17 protein-coding genes are annotated in these 15613 nt (G+C 39.7%); 7 read left to right on the plus strand and 10 right to left on the minus strand.

All coding sequences use genetic code 11. The features are described from left to right. Positions 1-20 precede the first annotated feature (20 nt). From ccoG to ACU5DF_RS18940, 3 genes are all read right to left on the minus strand, one after another. Positions 21-1439, minus strand: coding sequence for a cytochrome c oxidase accessory protein CcoG (gene ccoG / locus ACU5DF_RS18930; protein WP_446713870.1), 1419 nt, complete (start codon positions 1437-1439; stop codon positions 21-23). A 210-nt stretch (positions 1440-1649) separates the two neighbouring features. Further along, entirely contained in the window at positions 1650-1913 is a 264-nt protein-coding gene (locus ACU5DF_RS18935; RefSeq protein ID WP_045103215.1) for a YihD family protein, read from the minus strand. Between the two features lie 93 nt (positions 1914-2006). Beyond that, positions 2007-2174 carry a hypothetical protein gene (locus tag ACU5DF_RS18940; RefSeq protein WP_099047754.1) on the minus strand — a complete coding sequence of 56 codons (168 nt, stop codon included), beginning with the start codon at positions 2172-2174 and terminating at the stop codon, positions 2007-2009. Positions 2175-2417: 243 nt separating this feature from the next. Here ACU5DF_RS18940 and ACU5DF_RS18945 point away from each other — a divergent pair, with 243 nt between their 5' ends. After that, positions 2418-3206 (plus strand): sporulation protein, encoded by a 789-nt coding sequence (locus ACU5DF_RS18945; protein WP_446713871.1) that lies wholly within the window; start codon positions 2418-2420, stop codon positions 3204-3206. Positions 3207-3304: 98 nt separating this feature from the next. Then, a complete protein-coding gene (trhA, locus tag ACU5DF_RS18950; RefSeq protein ID WP_045103213.1) occupies positions 3305-3952 on the plus strand; it encodes a PAQR family membrane homeostasis protein TrhA in 648 nt (215 codons plus the stop codon). Positions 3953-4026: 74 nt separating this feature from the next. On the opposite strand, the gene ACU5DF_RS18955 is transcribed toward trhA, so the two are convergent. The 5 genes from ACU5DF_RS18955 to def form a co-directional block, all read right to left on the minus strand. Next, a complete protein-coding gene (locus ACU5DF_RS18955; RefSeq protein WP_446713872.1) occupies positions 4027-5472 on the minus strand; it encodes a TrkH family potassium uptake protein in 1446 nt (481 codons plus the stop codon). A gap of 2 nt (positions 5473-5474) precedes the next feature. Then, positions 5475-6851, minus strand: a complete 1377-nt coding sequence (gene trkA, locus ACU5DF_RS18960; RefSeq protein WP_446713873.1) for a Trk system potassium transporter TrkA — start codon at positions 6849-6851, stop codon at positions 5475-5477. 24 nt (positions 6852-6875) lie between these two features. Continuing rightward, positions 6876-8156, minus strand: a complete 1281-nt coding sequence (gene rsmB / locus ACU5DF_RS18965; protein ID WP_446713874.1) for a 16S rRNA (cytosine(967)-C(5))-methyltransferase RsmB — start codon at positions 8154-8156, stop codon at positions 6876-6878. A gap of 105 nt (positions 8157-8261) precedes the next feature. Continuing rightward, positions 8262-9209 carry a methionyl-tRNA formyltransferase gene (gene fmt, locus ACU5DF_RS18970; RefSeq protein WP_446713875.1) on the minus strand — a complete coding sequence of 316 codons (948 nt, stop codon included), beginning with the start codon at positions 9207-9209 and terminating at the stop codon, positions 8262-8264. Between the two features lie 65 nt (positions 9210-9274). Further along, positions 9275-9784, minus strand: a complete 510-nt coding sequence (def, locus tag ACU5DF_RS18975; protein WP_446713876.1) for a peptide deformylase — start codon at positions 9782-9784, stop codon at positions 9275-9277. A gap of 117 nt (positions 9785-9901) precedes the next feature. On the opposite strand from def, the gene ACU5DF_RS18980 reads away from it, so the two are divergent. Genes ACU5DF_RS18980 through ACU5DF_RS18995 form a run of 4 tightly spaced genes read left to right on the plus strand, consistent with a single transcriptional unit; the run spans position 9902 to position 13148 of the window. Continuing rightward, on the plus strand, positions 9902-10972 hold the full coding sequence (locus ACU5DF_RS18980) for a LysM peptidoglycan-binding domain-containing protein (RefSeq protein ID WP_446713877.1): 1071 nt from the start codon (positions 9902-9904) through the stop codon (positions 10970-10972). A gap of 5 nt (positions 10973-10977) precedes the next feature. Beyond that, complete coding sequence (gene dprA / locus ACU5DF_RS18985; protein WP_446713878.1) at positions 10978-12087, plus strand: DNA-processing protein DprA; 1110 nt, start codon at positions 10978-10980, stop codon at positions 12085-12087. A gap of 2 nt (positions 12088-12089) precedes the next feature. After that, on the plus strand, positions 12090-12563 hold the full coding sequence (locus tag ACU5DF_RS18990) for a DUF494 family protein (protein ID WP_446713879.1): 474 nt from the start codon (positions 12090-12092) through the stop codon (positions 12561-12563). 12 nt (positions 12564-12575) lie between these two features. Beyond that, a complete protein-coding gene (locus ACU5DF_RS18995) occupies positions 12576-13148 on the plus strand; it encodes a DNA topoisomerase family protein (RefSeq protein ID WP_446713880.1) in 573 nt (190 codons plus the stop codon). 52 nt (positions 13149-13200) lie between these two features. Here the strand turns inward: ACU5DF_RS18995 and ACU5DF_RS19000 are convergent, their stop codons facing one another. Together ACU5DF_RS19000 and purE are read right to left on the minus strand one after the other, a co-directional pair. Continuing rightward, positions 13201-14313: a 5-(carboxyamino)imidazole ribonucleotide synthase gene (locus ACU5DF_RS19000; RefSeq protein ID WP_446713881.1), complete on the minus strand. Its 1113-nt coding sequence runs from the start codon at positions 14311-14313 to the stop codon at positions 13201-13203. 2 nt (positions 14314-14315) lie between these two features. Then, entirely contained in the window at positions 14316-14801 is a 486-nt protein-coding gene (purE, locus tag ACU5DF_RS19005) for a 5-(carboxyamino)imidazole ribonucleotide mutase (RefSeq protein ID WP_446713882.1), read from the minus strand. Positions 14802-15001: 200 nt separating this feature from the next. On the opposite strand from purE, the gene tsaC reads away from it, so the two are divergent. Continuing rightward, complete coding sequence (tsaC, locus tag ACU5DF_RS19010; protein WP_446713883.1) at positions 15002-15559, plus strand: L-threonylcarbamoyladenylate synthase type 1 TsaC; 558 nt, start codon at positions 15002-15004, stop codon at positions 15557-15559. The last annotated feature ends 54 nt before the right edge of the window (positions 15560-15613 follow it).

Genomic DNA, 15613 nt, shown 5'->3' on the forward strand with positions numbered 1-15613 from the left:
TTGAGTCAATAATAGAGTGATTATAGCGGTTTAAAGAAACGGCTTTCTGCTTTTATCACTTGTTGGTCATTATTTTTTATTTCAAAAGTAATAGTGGTAATTGGTGCAGATAACTCATCACTATTTGCCCCTAGGCTAATTGGTAAACTCAATACTTCACCAGGTTCTACATTTACATTTTGAGAACCATACCAAGTCACCTCTTCAAGGCCAGTCACCGACAATAGATAGTTTTGCTCTTGCTGCGTTTTATTGATAATTTTCAAGGTGTAAGTATTTTCAATAAGGCCAGTATTGTTGATACGTGATAACTGGTTTCTATCTCGTAATACATCAAGTCCCATTGGTTCAACAGTGGCTATTTGGGCAATGAACAGACCGACCATTAAGATCATTACGATGCCATAGCCGATGAGTTTAGGGCGCATGATATGAGTTTTATGACCTGCTAACTTATGTTCTGTTGTGTAGCTGATTAAATCCTTTTCATAGCCCATTTTACCCATGGTTTCATTACAAGCATCAATACAAGCACCACAGTTAATGCATTCGTATTGTAGGCCATCACGAATATCAATACCCGTGGGGCAAACTTGAACACATAAATTACAGTCAATACAGTCGCCTAATCCGAGCTCTTTAGGGTCTTTTTTACGAGACCTTGGACCTCGAGATTCTCCGCGTTTTGGATCGTAGCCAACGATATAGGTATCTTTATCAAACATCGCAGATTGGAAGCGAGCATAAGGACACATATGCAAGCAGACGATAGAACGCATCCATCCTGCATTACCATAGGTGCAACCTGCAAAAAATAGTACCCAAAAGGCAGGTAAGAATTCACTATTAAAAGTGAAAAAATCGACTATTAATTCTTTTACCGGTACAAAATAACCAACAAAGGTTAGGCCTGTCGCAATGGCAATAGCAATCCAAGCGAGGTGTTTTAAGGCTTTTCTGGCAAGCAAGTTTGATGTCATCTTTAGCTGATCTTGCTTGCGTCGTTTGTTTGCAGGACCTTCTAATTTTTCTTCAAACCAGATATACATAAATGTCCAAACGGTTTGAGGGCAAAGGTAACCACACCATACTCGGCCTAAAAAGGTAGTAATAAAAAAGAGCCCGAATGCGGCGATGACAAAAAGAAGTGCCAATAAAGTGAGATCTTGAGGAAATAAGGTTGTGGCAAAGAAATTAAATTGCTGACTACCAATATCTAATAAAATCGCTTGTCTGTCGCCAAATGAAATCCATGGGGTAAGAACAAATAACGCTAATAAAAACCACCCACCATAGCGGCGTAGTTTTTGGAAAGTTCCTTTGCTTTGACGAACATAAATTCCTGAATTTGGATTAAAACGGTCACTGCTAGATTTATGTGTTTTTGGGTTAAATTGTTTTGGAGTCACATCTTTGATGTCGATCTTATCCTGACTCATTATTCTTCCTAATTATTTTTATGAGGTATCCCAACGATGGTTTTATTGAGCTGAACCATTTCGTGGTTGGTGATGTAGATATTGCGGCTGAATTATAGCTTGATGAGTAGTTAGAATACGTAGGAAGGTTCAAAGTTAGTTAAAAAAGTGTGCTTTATTTGAGAAAAATTCGATCTGATTCTTTATAAATCAGATCGCTATTGTCGATTCTTATAGAAGTCCGCGTGCTTTTAGAATGGCAGTTTTAAAATCGTTTTCTTGATCTTTTGCTAAGCCTGGGATCATTTCATCTTTTTCGCTGTTGCGCATTTTTAGATGATAGATAAGAACATCGTCCGTAAGATCTTCTAATTTACCTTCATATTTAGTCTCTTCTGCAAGTTTCATAATGAACTGCATAAGATTAAGTTCAGGTTCTTTTTTCCATTCTGGGTGGATCAATTCGATAAGTTCATTAACGCGATGGCATTTCATTGAGCATTCTCCCTATTATTATTAAGGGCAAGTATATCGAAGTTATATCAGATATTAAAAGAAAAAGCGTAACCCAAAGGCTACGCTTTTAAATTATGCCGCACAGGAAACTTCAGTTGGAGTTTCAGTTTTTGTTGAAACTACTAGAGTCATTTCTGGTACGTTCTTTTTCGTTACCGCCACTTTTACAAAGTGGCTGCGACGACGATCCACACTATGCGTTGAAGCAGAGCGTGAGAACCTGACAGTCATAGGACGCATGTTTATCTCTATAGTCAGGCACTTCCTTGGCCAAATTAATGACCTAACGATTTATGAGTTACATCAAAATGAGACTCTTTTTAGCTTTCGCTAGTCCAAATAAATCGTCAGGATTGAGTGTTTATAAAACACTCACTGAGAGTATCATAAACTGCCAATTAGTCGAGGTACATCTCAGCGAAATGATATAAATTGAGCAATACTAATAGACTGAAATGCATGGATGAGTCAGGGAGAGTTAACATGTCTTTTTTTAAGAAAACACTGGCATCGTTGGGTATTGGTTCTGCAAATGTAGATACGATTATTCATCATGAAGTTCTGATCCCAGGTCAAAAAGTACAAGTGACTATTGAAATTACGGGAGGAGCTACTGAGCAGCATATTGAAAATATTGATTTGAAATTATGCTGTCAGTATAAAAAAGAAATGGTGCATAATGATGAAAAGGGAACACGTAGAGAGATTATCAGTCAAACTCATGTATTAGTCGATTGGGGATTACCTTACGCATTTACCATAGAACCTAAACAAGAGCGAAAATTTGATGTTGAGTTGGATCTGCCATTAAATACACCAGTGACAATTGGTGATGCAAAGGTATGGGTACAAACTGGGCTAGATATTTCTCTAGGGTTAGACCCGACAGATAAAGATCCGATTACTGTTCGTCCAGAGCCATTACTTGATGGGGTGTTAACAGCATTAGAAACGGAAGGTCTGCGTATTCGTCAGGTTGAGTGTGAACATGTGGAAGGATTTGAGTTACCTTTTGTTCAAGAATTTGAATTTGTTCCTTTTGATGGCCCATACCACGGTCGTTGGCGTGAACTTGAGTTAATTGCACATAGAAATAGTGACGAATTAGAGTTGTGGTTTGAGGTTGATAGAAGGCATAAAGGAGGAGTATTGGGCTTATTATCTTCAGTGTTAAGCAATGGAGATTTAAAGCGTAATCTAGTGCTCTCAACAAAATTATCTCCAGAAGATGCAGGTCAGCAAGTTATTGATTTTTTAAATCAAACGACATAGTAAATAGATATAAATGAAAAACCTCACATTTAAGCTTACAAGTGTACGCTTAAATGTGGCATACTTCCCTTATCGAGTAATCACTCTATGGGATAATTATGTCTACCTCTACAACATATTCAAAAAAAGAAGAATTAGCCAATAGCTTAAGCCATGGTCTAGGGATGGTTTTTGGTGTCGTTGCTTTAATATTATTATTAGTAAAAGCAAACTCGGTTGATGCTGATTGGTTAACAATAACAAGTATGTCTGTGTATGGCGCCAGTATTATTTTGTTGTTTCTCGCTTCTACGCTATATCATTCAATTGCCGCACCTAAAGCAAAACGAGTATTAAAAACCCTTGATCACTGTGCCATTTTTTTGCTTATCGCTGGTAGCTATACTCCTTATCTTCTCGTTAGCTTACGTACGCCATTGGCTTATTGGTTAATGGGGGTTATTTGGGCGATTGCGTTAATTGGTATCATAGGCAAGATTATTTTTGTTTATCGATTTAAGAAATTGTCATTGATTACTTATCTTATTATGGGGTGGTTGTCGGTGATTGCGGTGTATCAATTAGTGATACATATTGATATTAATGGTGTGATTTTACTTGGTCTTGGTGGTGTTATTTATTCTCTTGGCGTTATTTTTTATGTCGCGAAGAAGATCCCATATAACCATGCAATTTGGCATCTGTTTGTACTTGGTGGTTGTGTTACCCAGTTTTTATCTATCTATTACTACGTAAAACCCGTTTAAATACGATTTCCTGATGACAAAAAATGGCCTAGTGCGTAAACACTAGGCCATTTTTTATATTACGGTAATAGGTATTAACCCTTCCAAAATGCAGGGAAGAATAGGACTAATACTGTCAGTATTTCTAAGCGTCCCATCAACATACCAATACTTAATATCCATTTTGCGGCATCAGGTAATGTGGCAAAGTTTCCGGTTGGACCGACAATGTGCCCCATTCCCGGACCCACGTTAGCAACTGCTGTTATCGCACTGGTAATGCTTGTAACAGGATCAAGACCTAAGCTGCCTAATAATGCAGATATAATGATGATAGTTAAGAAGAAGGTGAATACCAAAGCAACTACTGAACGTGCGATATCATCGGTCACTGGGCGGCCATTGTAGCGTTGGACAAAAATACCTGATGGGTGAATCAGTTTCATCATCTGTTTATTAAGCATGGTGGCTGCAATTTGGAAGCGGAAGATTTTAATCCCGCCAGCGGTAGAGCCAGAACAGGCCCCTGCCATCATGACGAATGCAAAAATAATCGCTGGGAATGCGCCCCATGCGGTGAAGTCGTCTAAGCCAAACCCAGTGGTCGTGATTACTGAGATAATATTAAACACAGACACTCGCAATGCATCCATAACCTCATAATCGTTATGAATGACTAACCATGTCGCCACAAATAAACTTGTAATCAAAACGAGCTTTAAATAGCCAACGACCTGAGCATCTTTAAATAAAACCTTGGGATCTCGTTTTTTCAGTACTTGAATGAATAATAAAAACGGCAAACCGCCAGCAAACATGAAGAAAGAAGCGACCCAATGAGTACTGTTAGAGAAGCGATTCATTGAGCTGTCAGACGTTGAATATCCACCAGTAGATAACGTGGTAAAGGCATGGTTTATTGCCTCAAACGGTGTCATCCCAGTAACCAAGTAACTTAAAAAACATAACAGTGTTAAACTTAAATAGACACTTACTATATATTTGGCGACGTATTTGGTTCTTGGTGCACTTTTATCTGACCAGTCGGAAGACTCTGTTTGGAATAGACGCATACCACCAACATTAAGCATTGGAAGAATAGCTACCGCCATTACAATGAATCCAACCCCACCAAGCCATTGCAGGGTCGAGCGCCATAGTAGAATACTTGGTGCCATATCATCTAGTCCGCTGAGAACCGTTGAACCTGTCGTCGTTATGCCAGACATTGTTTCAAAGTAAGCGTCAGTAAAGCTAATATGGTTGATGAACACAAAAGGCAGTGCAGCAAAGGCGCTGGCAATCGTCCAGACAAGTGTGGTGATAAGAAACATATCCCTCACGTTCATCTTAAACTGTTTACTACGGCCAAAAGTTAAACAAGCAAATGCCACTACGTGAGTAATAGCAACCGCTTGTCCAAACTCAAGAAAGCCAGCTGTACCAGTAAAAAGAGCAACAAGAGTTGGGATATACATAAACAGGGCTAGCTTTGAAAGCACTAGCCCTATTACAAATAAGATCGGTTTGTAGTTAACCATAATTACAAGAAGAACGGGCTCGGTTGGAATAAGCGTTCAACATCCTGAACGTATTTTTTATCCACTAGGAACATAACAACGTGATCATCCTGCTCGATCACAGTCTTATCGTGTGCGATGAGAACTTCTTCGCCACGAACAATCGCACCAATAGTGGTACCTGGTGGAAGTTTGATGTGTTGTACTTCTTTACCAACAACTTTAGAGGTAGTTTCATCACCATGAGCAATCGCTTCAATTGCTTCTGCTGCTCCACGACGAAGAGAAGATACGTTTACGATATCGGCACGACGAACATGGGTTAAGAGTGCTGAAATAGTCGCTTGTTGAGGAGAAATAGCCACATCAATTACGCCGCCTTGAACTAAATCGACATAAGCGCCACGTTGGATTAGTACCATTACTTTTTTAGCGCCCATGCGTTTTGCAAGCATGGCGGACATGATGTTTGCTTCATCTTCGTTGGTTACTGCAATAAAGACATCGACTTGGTCAATGTGCTCTTCACTGAGTAATTCTTGATCGGCTGCATCACCACAGAAAACAATGCTGTCTTCGAGCAGTTCTGATAACTGCTCTGCGCGTTTCATATTACGCTCAATGAGTTTAACGCTGTAGTTTTTCTCTAAACGTCTTGCAAGACCTGCACCGATATTACCGCCACCAACAATCATAATTCGTTTGTATGGACGTTCTAGACGTTGTAACTCACTCATTACAGAGCGAATGTGGTTACTTGCCGCAACAAAGAATACTTCATCATCCGCTTCAATAACTGTTGTACCTTGAGGTCTAATTGGGCGACCTTGACGGAAAATAGCAGCAACACGAGTATCAATGTGAGGCATATGATCACGAAGTGCAGAAAGTGCGTTTCCGACAAGTGGGCCGCCATAGTAGGCTTTTACTGCTACCAAGCTGACTTTTTTCTCAGCAAAGCTAGCAACTTGAAGTGCACCTGGGTATTCAATTAGACGCTCAATATAACCAGTCACTAATTCTTCTGGTGCAATTAGGTGATCAACCGGAATAGCATCTGATTGGAATAAGCGCTCTTTTTCTTTTAGGTATTCAGGAGAACGAATACGAGCAATACGGTTAGGAGTATTGAAAATGGTAAATGCGATCTGACAAGCAATCATATTGGTTTCATCAGAGTTGGTTACTGCAACCAACATATCAGCATCTTGTGCTCCAGCTTCTCTTAAGGTATCTGGGTGACTTGCAAACCCTTGAACTACGCGTAAGTCGTATTTATCTTGTAACTCACGCAGTCGTTCAGAACTCTTATCAACAACCGTAATGTCGTTGTTTTCGCCAACCAAGTTTTCAGCTAATGTGCCGCCAACCTGCCCTGCACCTAAGATTATGATTTTCATACCGCTTGCTCGCTCGTATATAGATTATGCTTTCTGTAGAACAGCGTAGTAGAAGCCGTCCATATTTTCTTCACCAGGAAGAATTTGACGCCCAGGTTTTGCTGGATCAGTATTATCGATTAAAGAGGCATTTTCTGTGCGTTCTAAAAAGGCTTTTACTTGATCGCAGTTTTCTTGCGGTGTGATTGAACACGTCGCATACACCATGGTGCCGCCAGATTTTAATTGTAGCCACATAGCATCAAAGATTTCACTTTGCAGTTCAGCAAGCGCTTTAATATCCTCTGAACGACGTAACCATTTGATGTCTGGATGACGACGAATAACACCCGTTGCAGAACAAGGCGCATCTAATAAAATGCGGTCAAACTGTTCGCCTTCCCACCATTGTTCAGGATAACGAGCATCACCACAAATTACTTTTGCGGTTAAGTTAAGGCGCTCTAAGTTTTCGTACACGCGAGTTAAGCGTGTTTCATCACAATCGATAGCAACAACGTTTGTATTTTTAGTTCGTTCTAAAATATGTGCGGTTTTACCACCAGGAGCGGCACAACAATCAAGAATGAGTTCGCCATCTTGTGGTTGTAAATACTCGGCAGATAATTGAGCGGCAGCATCTTGAACCGATACCCAACCTTGTTCAAAACCAGGAAGAGTAAATACATCACGCGCTTTATCTAATAATAAAGCATCTGTTGCTTGGCTGTGTGGTGTAACTTCGATCTCTTCTTTTTCAAGTAGAGCGATGTACTCATCACGTGTGTGGTGTTGGCTATTTACTCGTAGCCACATTGGTGCTTTGTTGTTGTTGGCTTCAACAATCGATTCCCATTGCTCTGGATATGCTTCTTTCAGCATTTTTAGCAACCAACCTGGGTGACCATATTTACCCGAGTCGTGACTGATTGATTTAGCATCCAGTTCTTCTTGATTACGTTGATAGCTACGAAGAACGCCATTAATTAAGCCACGAAGTTTTGGGCCTTTTAGGTTCTTAGTACCTTCAACGGTTTCGCCAACCGCAGCATGAGCAGGTATGCGCATGAAGCTTAATTGGTAAATACCGACTAAGATCAGATGGTGAAAAACACGTTGTTTTCCTTTTAATGGTTTATCCATTAGCGATTGAGCAACAGATTCCAAACGAGGAAGAAAGCGCAGTACGCCATAGCAAATCTCTTGCAGTAAAGCTTGATCGCGAGGTTTTATCTCGGCTTGAGCTTTTGGAAGTGCAGAAGAGAGAGAATGACCCTGATCGACAACTTGATAAATAACTTTTGCTGCCGCAGCACGAACGTTCATGTCATCACCTAAAATATGATTGGCAAAAATAAAATGGCAAATACAATATTTGCCATTTAAAAAAGTAAGGTGGCGATTATGCCACCTTTTTATATTTTGAAGAACTTAGTTAAGTGTATTACCCACTTCGAACCATTCTTTGCGAGAATTCAAGATATCTTGAACGCCCATCGCTTTTTTTCCAGGAACTTGCAGTTGTTCAAGTACAATCGCGTTTGAACCCGTTGCAACATAGATACCTGTTTTATCTGCTTGAATAATAGTGCCTGGCGTTGCATTCCCTGTGTATGTTTCTACACGAGATTGCCATACCTTAATCGCTTTATCTTCAACAGAGAAATGACTCATCGGCCAAGGGTTAAAAGCACGAACACAACGTTCAATGGCGTCTGCATCCATAGTCCAATCAATCTTAGCTTCTTCTTTGCTAAGTTTCTTCGCGTAATTAGCTAGTTCATCATTTTGCTTTTCAGCAACAGCAGTACCGTTCGCAATCGTAGATAAACAATTAACTAAAGCAACAGGACCAAGTTCAGCTAACTTGTTATACATTGATGCGCTGGTATCTGTTGCTTCAATTGGTAGCGTTGCAATGCTTAGCATGTCGCCAGTATCTAAACCGATGTCCATTTGCATAATGGTTACGCCAGTTTCAGCATCGCCAGCCCAGATTGAGCGTTGAATTGGAGCAGCGCCACGCCAACGAGGTAAAATTGAACCATGAACGTTAATACAGCCTAATTTAGGTGTATCAAGTACCGCTTGTGGTAATAGTAGCCCATAAGCAACCACAACCATTAAATCTGCATTTTGCTCGGCAAGTACTTGCTTTGCTTCGTCAGTTTTAAAGTTTTCTGGTTGGAACACGGGAATGTTGTGTTCAAGAGCCAGCTCTTTTACTGGGCTCGCCGTCAGCTTTTTACCACGACCCGCAGGACGATCCGGTTGAGTATATACGCCTATCACTTCATGGTGAGAATCGATAAGTGCTGATAAATGGCGAGCGGCAAAATCGGGCGTGCCCGCAAAAATAATGCGTAATGGTTTATTCAAGTTGACCTCGGTATCTCTAATATCAATCCAAATAAGTAGCTTAGTAATTATTTGGATTGTTATGGCTAGTTTTTAGCGTTGAATTTTTTGATCTTCTCTAGCTTTTCTTTGATGCGTTTACGCTTTAACGGCGATAAGTAATCAACAAAAAGTTTGCCATCAAGGTGATCCAATTCGTGCTGAACGCAAATTGCTAATAAGTCATCAGCATCAAAGCCAAATTCTTTACCATCGCGATCAAGAGCGGTTACTGATACTTCAGCAGAGCGAGGAACCATCCCTTTTGCGCCAGGAACAGATAAGCAACCTTCTTCAATGCCATCATCGCCACTTTTTTTCGTGATAACAGGGTTAATTAATACCATTGGTTCATCACGAGTGTCAGAAACATCGATCACAACAATACGTTGGTGAAGATCAACTTGTGTAGCAGCAAGGCCAATGCCTTCTTCGTCGTACATGGTTTCAATCATGTCATCGATGAATTTTTGGATTTCAGGTGTTACTGCTTCTACCGGTTTTGCTACGGTACGTAGACGATCGTCCGGGAACGTTAAAACTTCTAATACAGACATAATTACTCTAAATGTTGAACTGCGCCGAAAACGGCATAAACCTAATAGCTCCAATTCTAGACATTTTATTAAGCAAATGACAGCATCGGTTCAAATGTCTGATAAGGAAAGCGGACCATGTTTAAAAAATTACTCATATTAACCTCGTTAACGGCAACGATGGTATTTTCATCTTCAGCTATTTCTAGCGAAGATAAGCTTATGCTAAAGAAAGATTACCCAACAAATTATACGGTTAAAAAAGGGGATACTTTGTGGGATATCTCAGCACTATTTTTAGATGATCCATGGTTTTGGCCTAAATTGTGGAAAATTAATCCAAGTATTAATAACCCTCATCTTATTTATCCAGGAGATAAACTAAGTTTAAGTTGGCACAATGGTAATCCTGTTCTTAGTGTTAAACCGCTGAAAAAATTATCACCTAAAGTTCGAACTCAGATTAAAGAACCAGTTCCAACACTTGCCCCCAGCCTGGTCGTCCCTTATTTACAGTCAGATAAGTTGATTGATAGTACTAACTATCAAAGTGCTTATCGAGTCTTGGGGACTAGTGATGGTAGAAAATTCTTAAGTGCTAATGAGCGCGTGTATGTAGATGCTGAGTTGTCGCATAAAGAGTGGGGAATTTATCGAGTTGTTAATGAGTTTACTCGTAATGACAAAAAACAGATGTCTTATGCTCTTCGATCGGTTGGAAGGGCTGAATTAGCAGAAAGCACGAATAAGATAAGTGGCTTAAGAGTGATTAAACAGCAACAAGAAATTGGGATAAACGATATAGTTTTGCCTTTAGGTAAGAATGATATTGAACCTGAATTAACAACAACATTTTATCCATCTACAGCCCCAATTGACTTACAAGCTGCTATTTTAGGCTCAATTGATGGCGGTCAATATTTAGCGGTTAATCAGGTTGCTGTTATTAATAAAGGGAGTGAAGATGGCGTAATACAAGGAAGTATGTTCACGCTAAAAGAAAGTGGTCACGTTGTTCAAGGGGATAAAGGCGAATATCAATATGCAATTGATAAGGCAAGTAAAAAAGGCATTCAGTTACCACAAACAAATGTTGGAGAGTTGATTGTTATTCGACCTTATGAGTATTTTAGCTTAGCGCTTATTACCAAAAGTGAAGCGCCAATACATAAGAGTATTATTGCCGTCTCTCCACAAGGTAATCATTAATATTTATGTCTACTTCTGAGTCACATTTATCTGCATGGTTGACGTTATGTTTTTGCCCTAGAGTCGGAGGGAAAATTATGACCCGACTGCTTGCTGTTGACTCTCCTGAAAATATACTGCAATACAGCAGCGATAAACTTCGCTCTCTTGGTTTGTCCTCGGCACAAATTACTTATCTACAAAAACCAATGAATGCAGAGGTTGAAAAGTGTTTAGAGTGGCAAAATGACAGTGATATTAATACTATTTTACCGCTAACTAGCTCTTTATATCCCAAGTTACTTTCAGAAATTAGTGCGCCGCCACCTGTGATATTTGTTAAAGGAGATCCGCTTACGTTATCAGAGCCTCAAGTTGCTATTGTTGGTAGTCGTAATGCTAGTTTGGAGGCGCTTGATTGTGCTAAGCAATTTGCAGGGGCTATTGTTCAACATAATTATGTGGTGACGAGTGGTTTGGCACTTGGTGTCGATGGATATGCTCATCATGGAGCTATTGAGGCAAAAGGAAAAACAATTGCAGTGCTAGGTTCAGGGCTAGATAAAACATACCCAGCAAAACATCGCTCATTAGCACAACGTATTATTGAACATGGTGCTCTTGTTTCTGAATTCCGACCGGATACCCCGCCAAGAGCAGAGAACTTTCCAAGGAGAAATCGAATTATTAGCGGTTTGTCTACCGGTGTTCTTGTTGTTGAGGCGGCAGAGCGTTCAGGGTCGCTGATTACAGCAAGGTATGCAAATGAGCAAGGACGTGAAGTTTTTGCTCTTCCTGGATCAATACAAAACCCGACAGCGAAAGGAACAAATGGGTTAATAAAGGCAGGAGCAAAATTAGTCTCTTCTCCAGATGACATTTTTGATGAAATTGGAGCATTAACTGAGTGTGCAATATCTCACCAACCATCATTGTTTGAGCAAGAAGTTATCACAGAACAATTGCCATTTCCCGAAGTGTTCGCTACCGTAGGCAGTGAGGCGACGCCTGTTGATATAATCGCAGAGCGATGTCAGACGCCTGTACATGAAATCATGATGCAATTGCTTGAATTAGAGTTGCAAGGTTTCATCACTGCAGTCCCAGGGGGTTACATTAAAAAGCGGAGGGGCTAGCCATGATGGATGTTCTTATGTATCTATTTGAAACATATATCCATAGTGATGTTGAACTGAGTGTAGACCAAGAAAAATTAGAAGACGAATTACTTAAAGCTGGCTTTCATCAAGATGCGGTATATAAAGCATTAGATTGGCTGGAAGATTTAGCGCGCTTACAAGAAGACGATTCTTATACACACATAGAGCAAGGTACATCAACCTCTATGCGAATATACACGCAACTAGAAATTGATGGGATCGATACTGCTTGTCGTGGTTTTTTACTTTTTTTAGAGCAAATTAAAGTATTGACGAGTGAAACTCGAGAAATGGTTATCGAGCAAGTGATGGCTTTAGAAACAGATGAATTATCACTAGATGACCTGAAGTGGGTTGTGCTGATGGTGCTATTTAATGTTCCTGGTCAAGAGAGTGCTTATACGCAGATGGAAGAATTACTTTATACTGCAGATGTTGGTATCACGCATTAAGGTCTCATTTGAATGTCTGGAAAAATTGATAAACAGTTATTTAAAGCTCATGAGCACGCTTTAGAGCATGAAAGCTGTCCTCAATGCAGCGGTGAATTAACGATTCGCTATGGTAAAAGAGGTCCGTTTTTAGGGTGCCAAAATTATCCAACATGCGACTATATTCGACCATTAAAAAGTAATGATGGGCATATTGTTAAAGAATTAGGGATCCCTTGCCCTGAGTGTGAAAGTGAATTAGTACTAAGGCAAGGCCGCTATGGAATGTTTATTGGTTGTTCCTCTTATCCTGAATGTTCGCATATTGAATCTTTAGAGCAAAAAAAAGAAGACGAATCGAAAGAATTAATTGAGTGTCCTAGCTGTAAGAAAGGCTTATTGCATGAGAAAAAATCACGTTTTGGCAAGGTTTTTTATGCATGTGATGGCTACCCTACTTGCCGGTTTGCTGTTAATCAAGAACCAGTAAAAGGGAACTGCCAGAAATGCAATTTTGCTTTATTACTAAAAAAAGAAATGGCCTCAGGAACTAAGATTGTTTGTGCAGATAAAAAGTGTGGCGTAACACAAGATAATAAAGAGTAACTCGAATTCCATTTATTAAAATAGAGAGAGTTACTCTTTAGATTCTACACTCTTACGAAAGAACTCGGAAAACCTCACTATCTAATATGCTAGATAGTTTGATTAGTTCTTTTTGTAACTCTTCAGAAGATGAGGCACACACATTAATGTGGCCCATTTTTCTTCCTGCTCTTTTTTCTTTTCCGTACCAATGAATATGGCAGTTAGGCATGGTCAATAACTCAGAGGGCAAAGTATCCTCACCTAAGATATTAATCATTGCCGTAGAGCGTAATAATGTAGAGCCTATCAATGGAAGATTACAAACCGCACGAATATGCATTTCGAATTGACATACATCTGCACCTTGTTGTGTCCAGTGACCTGAATTATGAACGCGTGGAGCAATTTCATTAACCAGCAACTTACCTTCGACGTCGAAAAACTCAATAGCCAGCACACCGATATAATCTAACTCATCAGCAATTGCTGAAAACATACGATCGGCTTGTTCTTGTAATTCACTCGTACCTTCTAATGCAGTAGATAGAGCAAGTACGCCGTCCACGTGAACATTTTCAGTAAGAGGATAAGTAACCAGTTCCCCATTTTTATTACGAGCGCCAATGAGAGATACTTCACGATTGAAAGGAATAAATTGTTCGGCAACCATGGCTTGATTTGGTGTGCTCTGGATTAATTCATTCATTTCTTCCCAAATTTGTTCTATTTGAGATTGCTCTTTTAAGCGCCATTGCCCTTTGCCATCATAACCACCGAGTGCACTTTTTAATACCATTGGGATCCCAACAGTATCGATTGCATCTAGGAAATCTTGTTTTGAATTTATGATGTGGTATTTCGCATTGCTTACTTCAGCATTATCTAACAGAGACTTCTCTAATCGGCGATCTCCCCCTGCTTTAATTGCATTAGGGTTTGGTTGGAACTTACCACTTTGACTGCATGTATTTAAAATATCATGTGGGATGTGTTCGAACTCAGCAGTAATGACATCAACGTCGTTAATCGCTTGTTCTAATGATAAATCAATTACCTGCTGAGTTAGAGGGTGAACAATTTGTTTGTTATTCACATCATAAGCAATAATATCAATATTTAATGGTGCGCTAGCCAGTGACATCATTCGAGCTAATTGTCCTGAGCCTAAAACAAGAACTTTCATGATTAATCCTCTGATGGATCTGGATTTTCTAATACCATTTCAGTCTGTTCTTTACGGAACGCTTCTACTTCCGCCATTACTTCTTCATTGTATGTACCAAGAATTTGAGCAGCAAGAATACCTGCATTTGCAGCGCCCGCTTCACCAATAGCAAGCGTACCAACAGCAATTCCTTTTGGCATTTGTACAATTGAAAGAAGTGAATCCATACCTTTTAAAGCACGAGATTGCACTGGAACACCAAGAACAGGAATACTTGTAAATGCAGCAGCCATTCCAGGGAGATGAGCCGCACCACCAGCGCCTGCAATTATTACTTTAATACCACGATCTTTTGCTTGTGTAGCATAGTCAGCAAGCAGTTGTGGAGTTCTGTGAGCCGAAACCACTTTTGTTTCATAAGGAACATTAAAGCGATCAAGCATCTCTGCGGCTAGTTTCATTGTAGGCCAGTCTGATTTTGAACCCATGATAATACCGACTTTCATTGTGAACTCCTTGGATAAAGATATTGGCAATATAGAAAAAGTTGTAGGCATTATACGGTTATTTTTTGTTAAGGAAAACGTTTGCGTCAGTAAAAATACAAGTTATTCACGATTGTTGACAATTCAAAAAAGGAAAGCAGTTGTTTGATTTGAGTAGATCAATAGAATAGAAGATATATAGATAGAAGAGTGGTGTAAATGTGAAGAATCTAAATCAAGTCGTAGAAGCTCTAAAACGTGGTGATGTGATTGCTTATCCTACCGAAGGAGTTTTTGGGGTCGGTTGTGATCCAGATAATGAGCAAGCTCTTTTAAAGTTATTAGAGGTAAAAAAGAGACCACAAGAAAAAGGGTTGATTTTAATTGCGGGATCTATGGAGCAACTTGAACCATATATAGAGTTAGATGATCTTAGTTTAGATCAAATCAATGTAATTAAAGAATCATGGCCGGGGCCAGTGACTTGGATTGTCCCTGTTAGTTCTAAAACTTTACCTTTAGTGACTGGGCAATTTAGTAGCATTGCTGTGCGAGTAACAAATCATCCGCAAGTGAAAGCGATTTGTTCTGCTTTTGGAAAACCGATCACATCAACCAGTGCAAATTTATCCGGCCTTGAACCTTGCCGTAGTGTTGATGAAGTGGAATATCAATTAGGTGATAGCGGAGTTGTTATTTTTCAAGGTGAGATTGGTAATAGAACTCAACCAACAGAAATTCGAGATGCTAAAACAGGCAATACCTTACGCCAAGGCTAATGCATCAAATCTTTCTTTAAGGTAAGGTGAAATTAATTTTTACTTTCGTCATTA

This window comes from Aliivibrio wodanis (assembly GCF_052920805.1).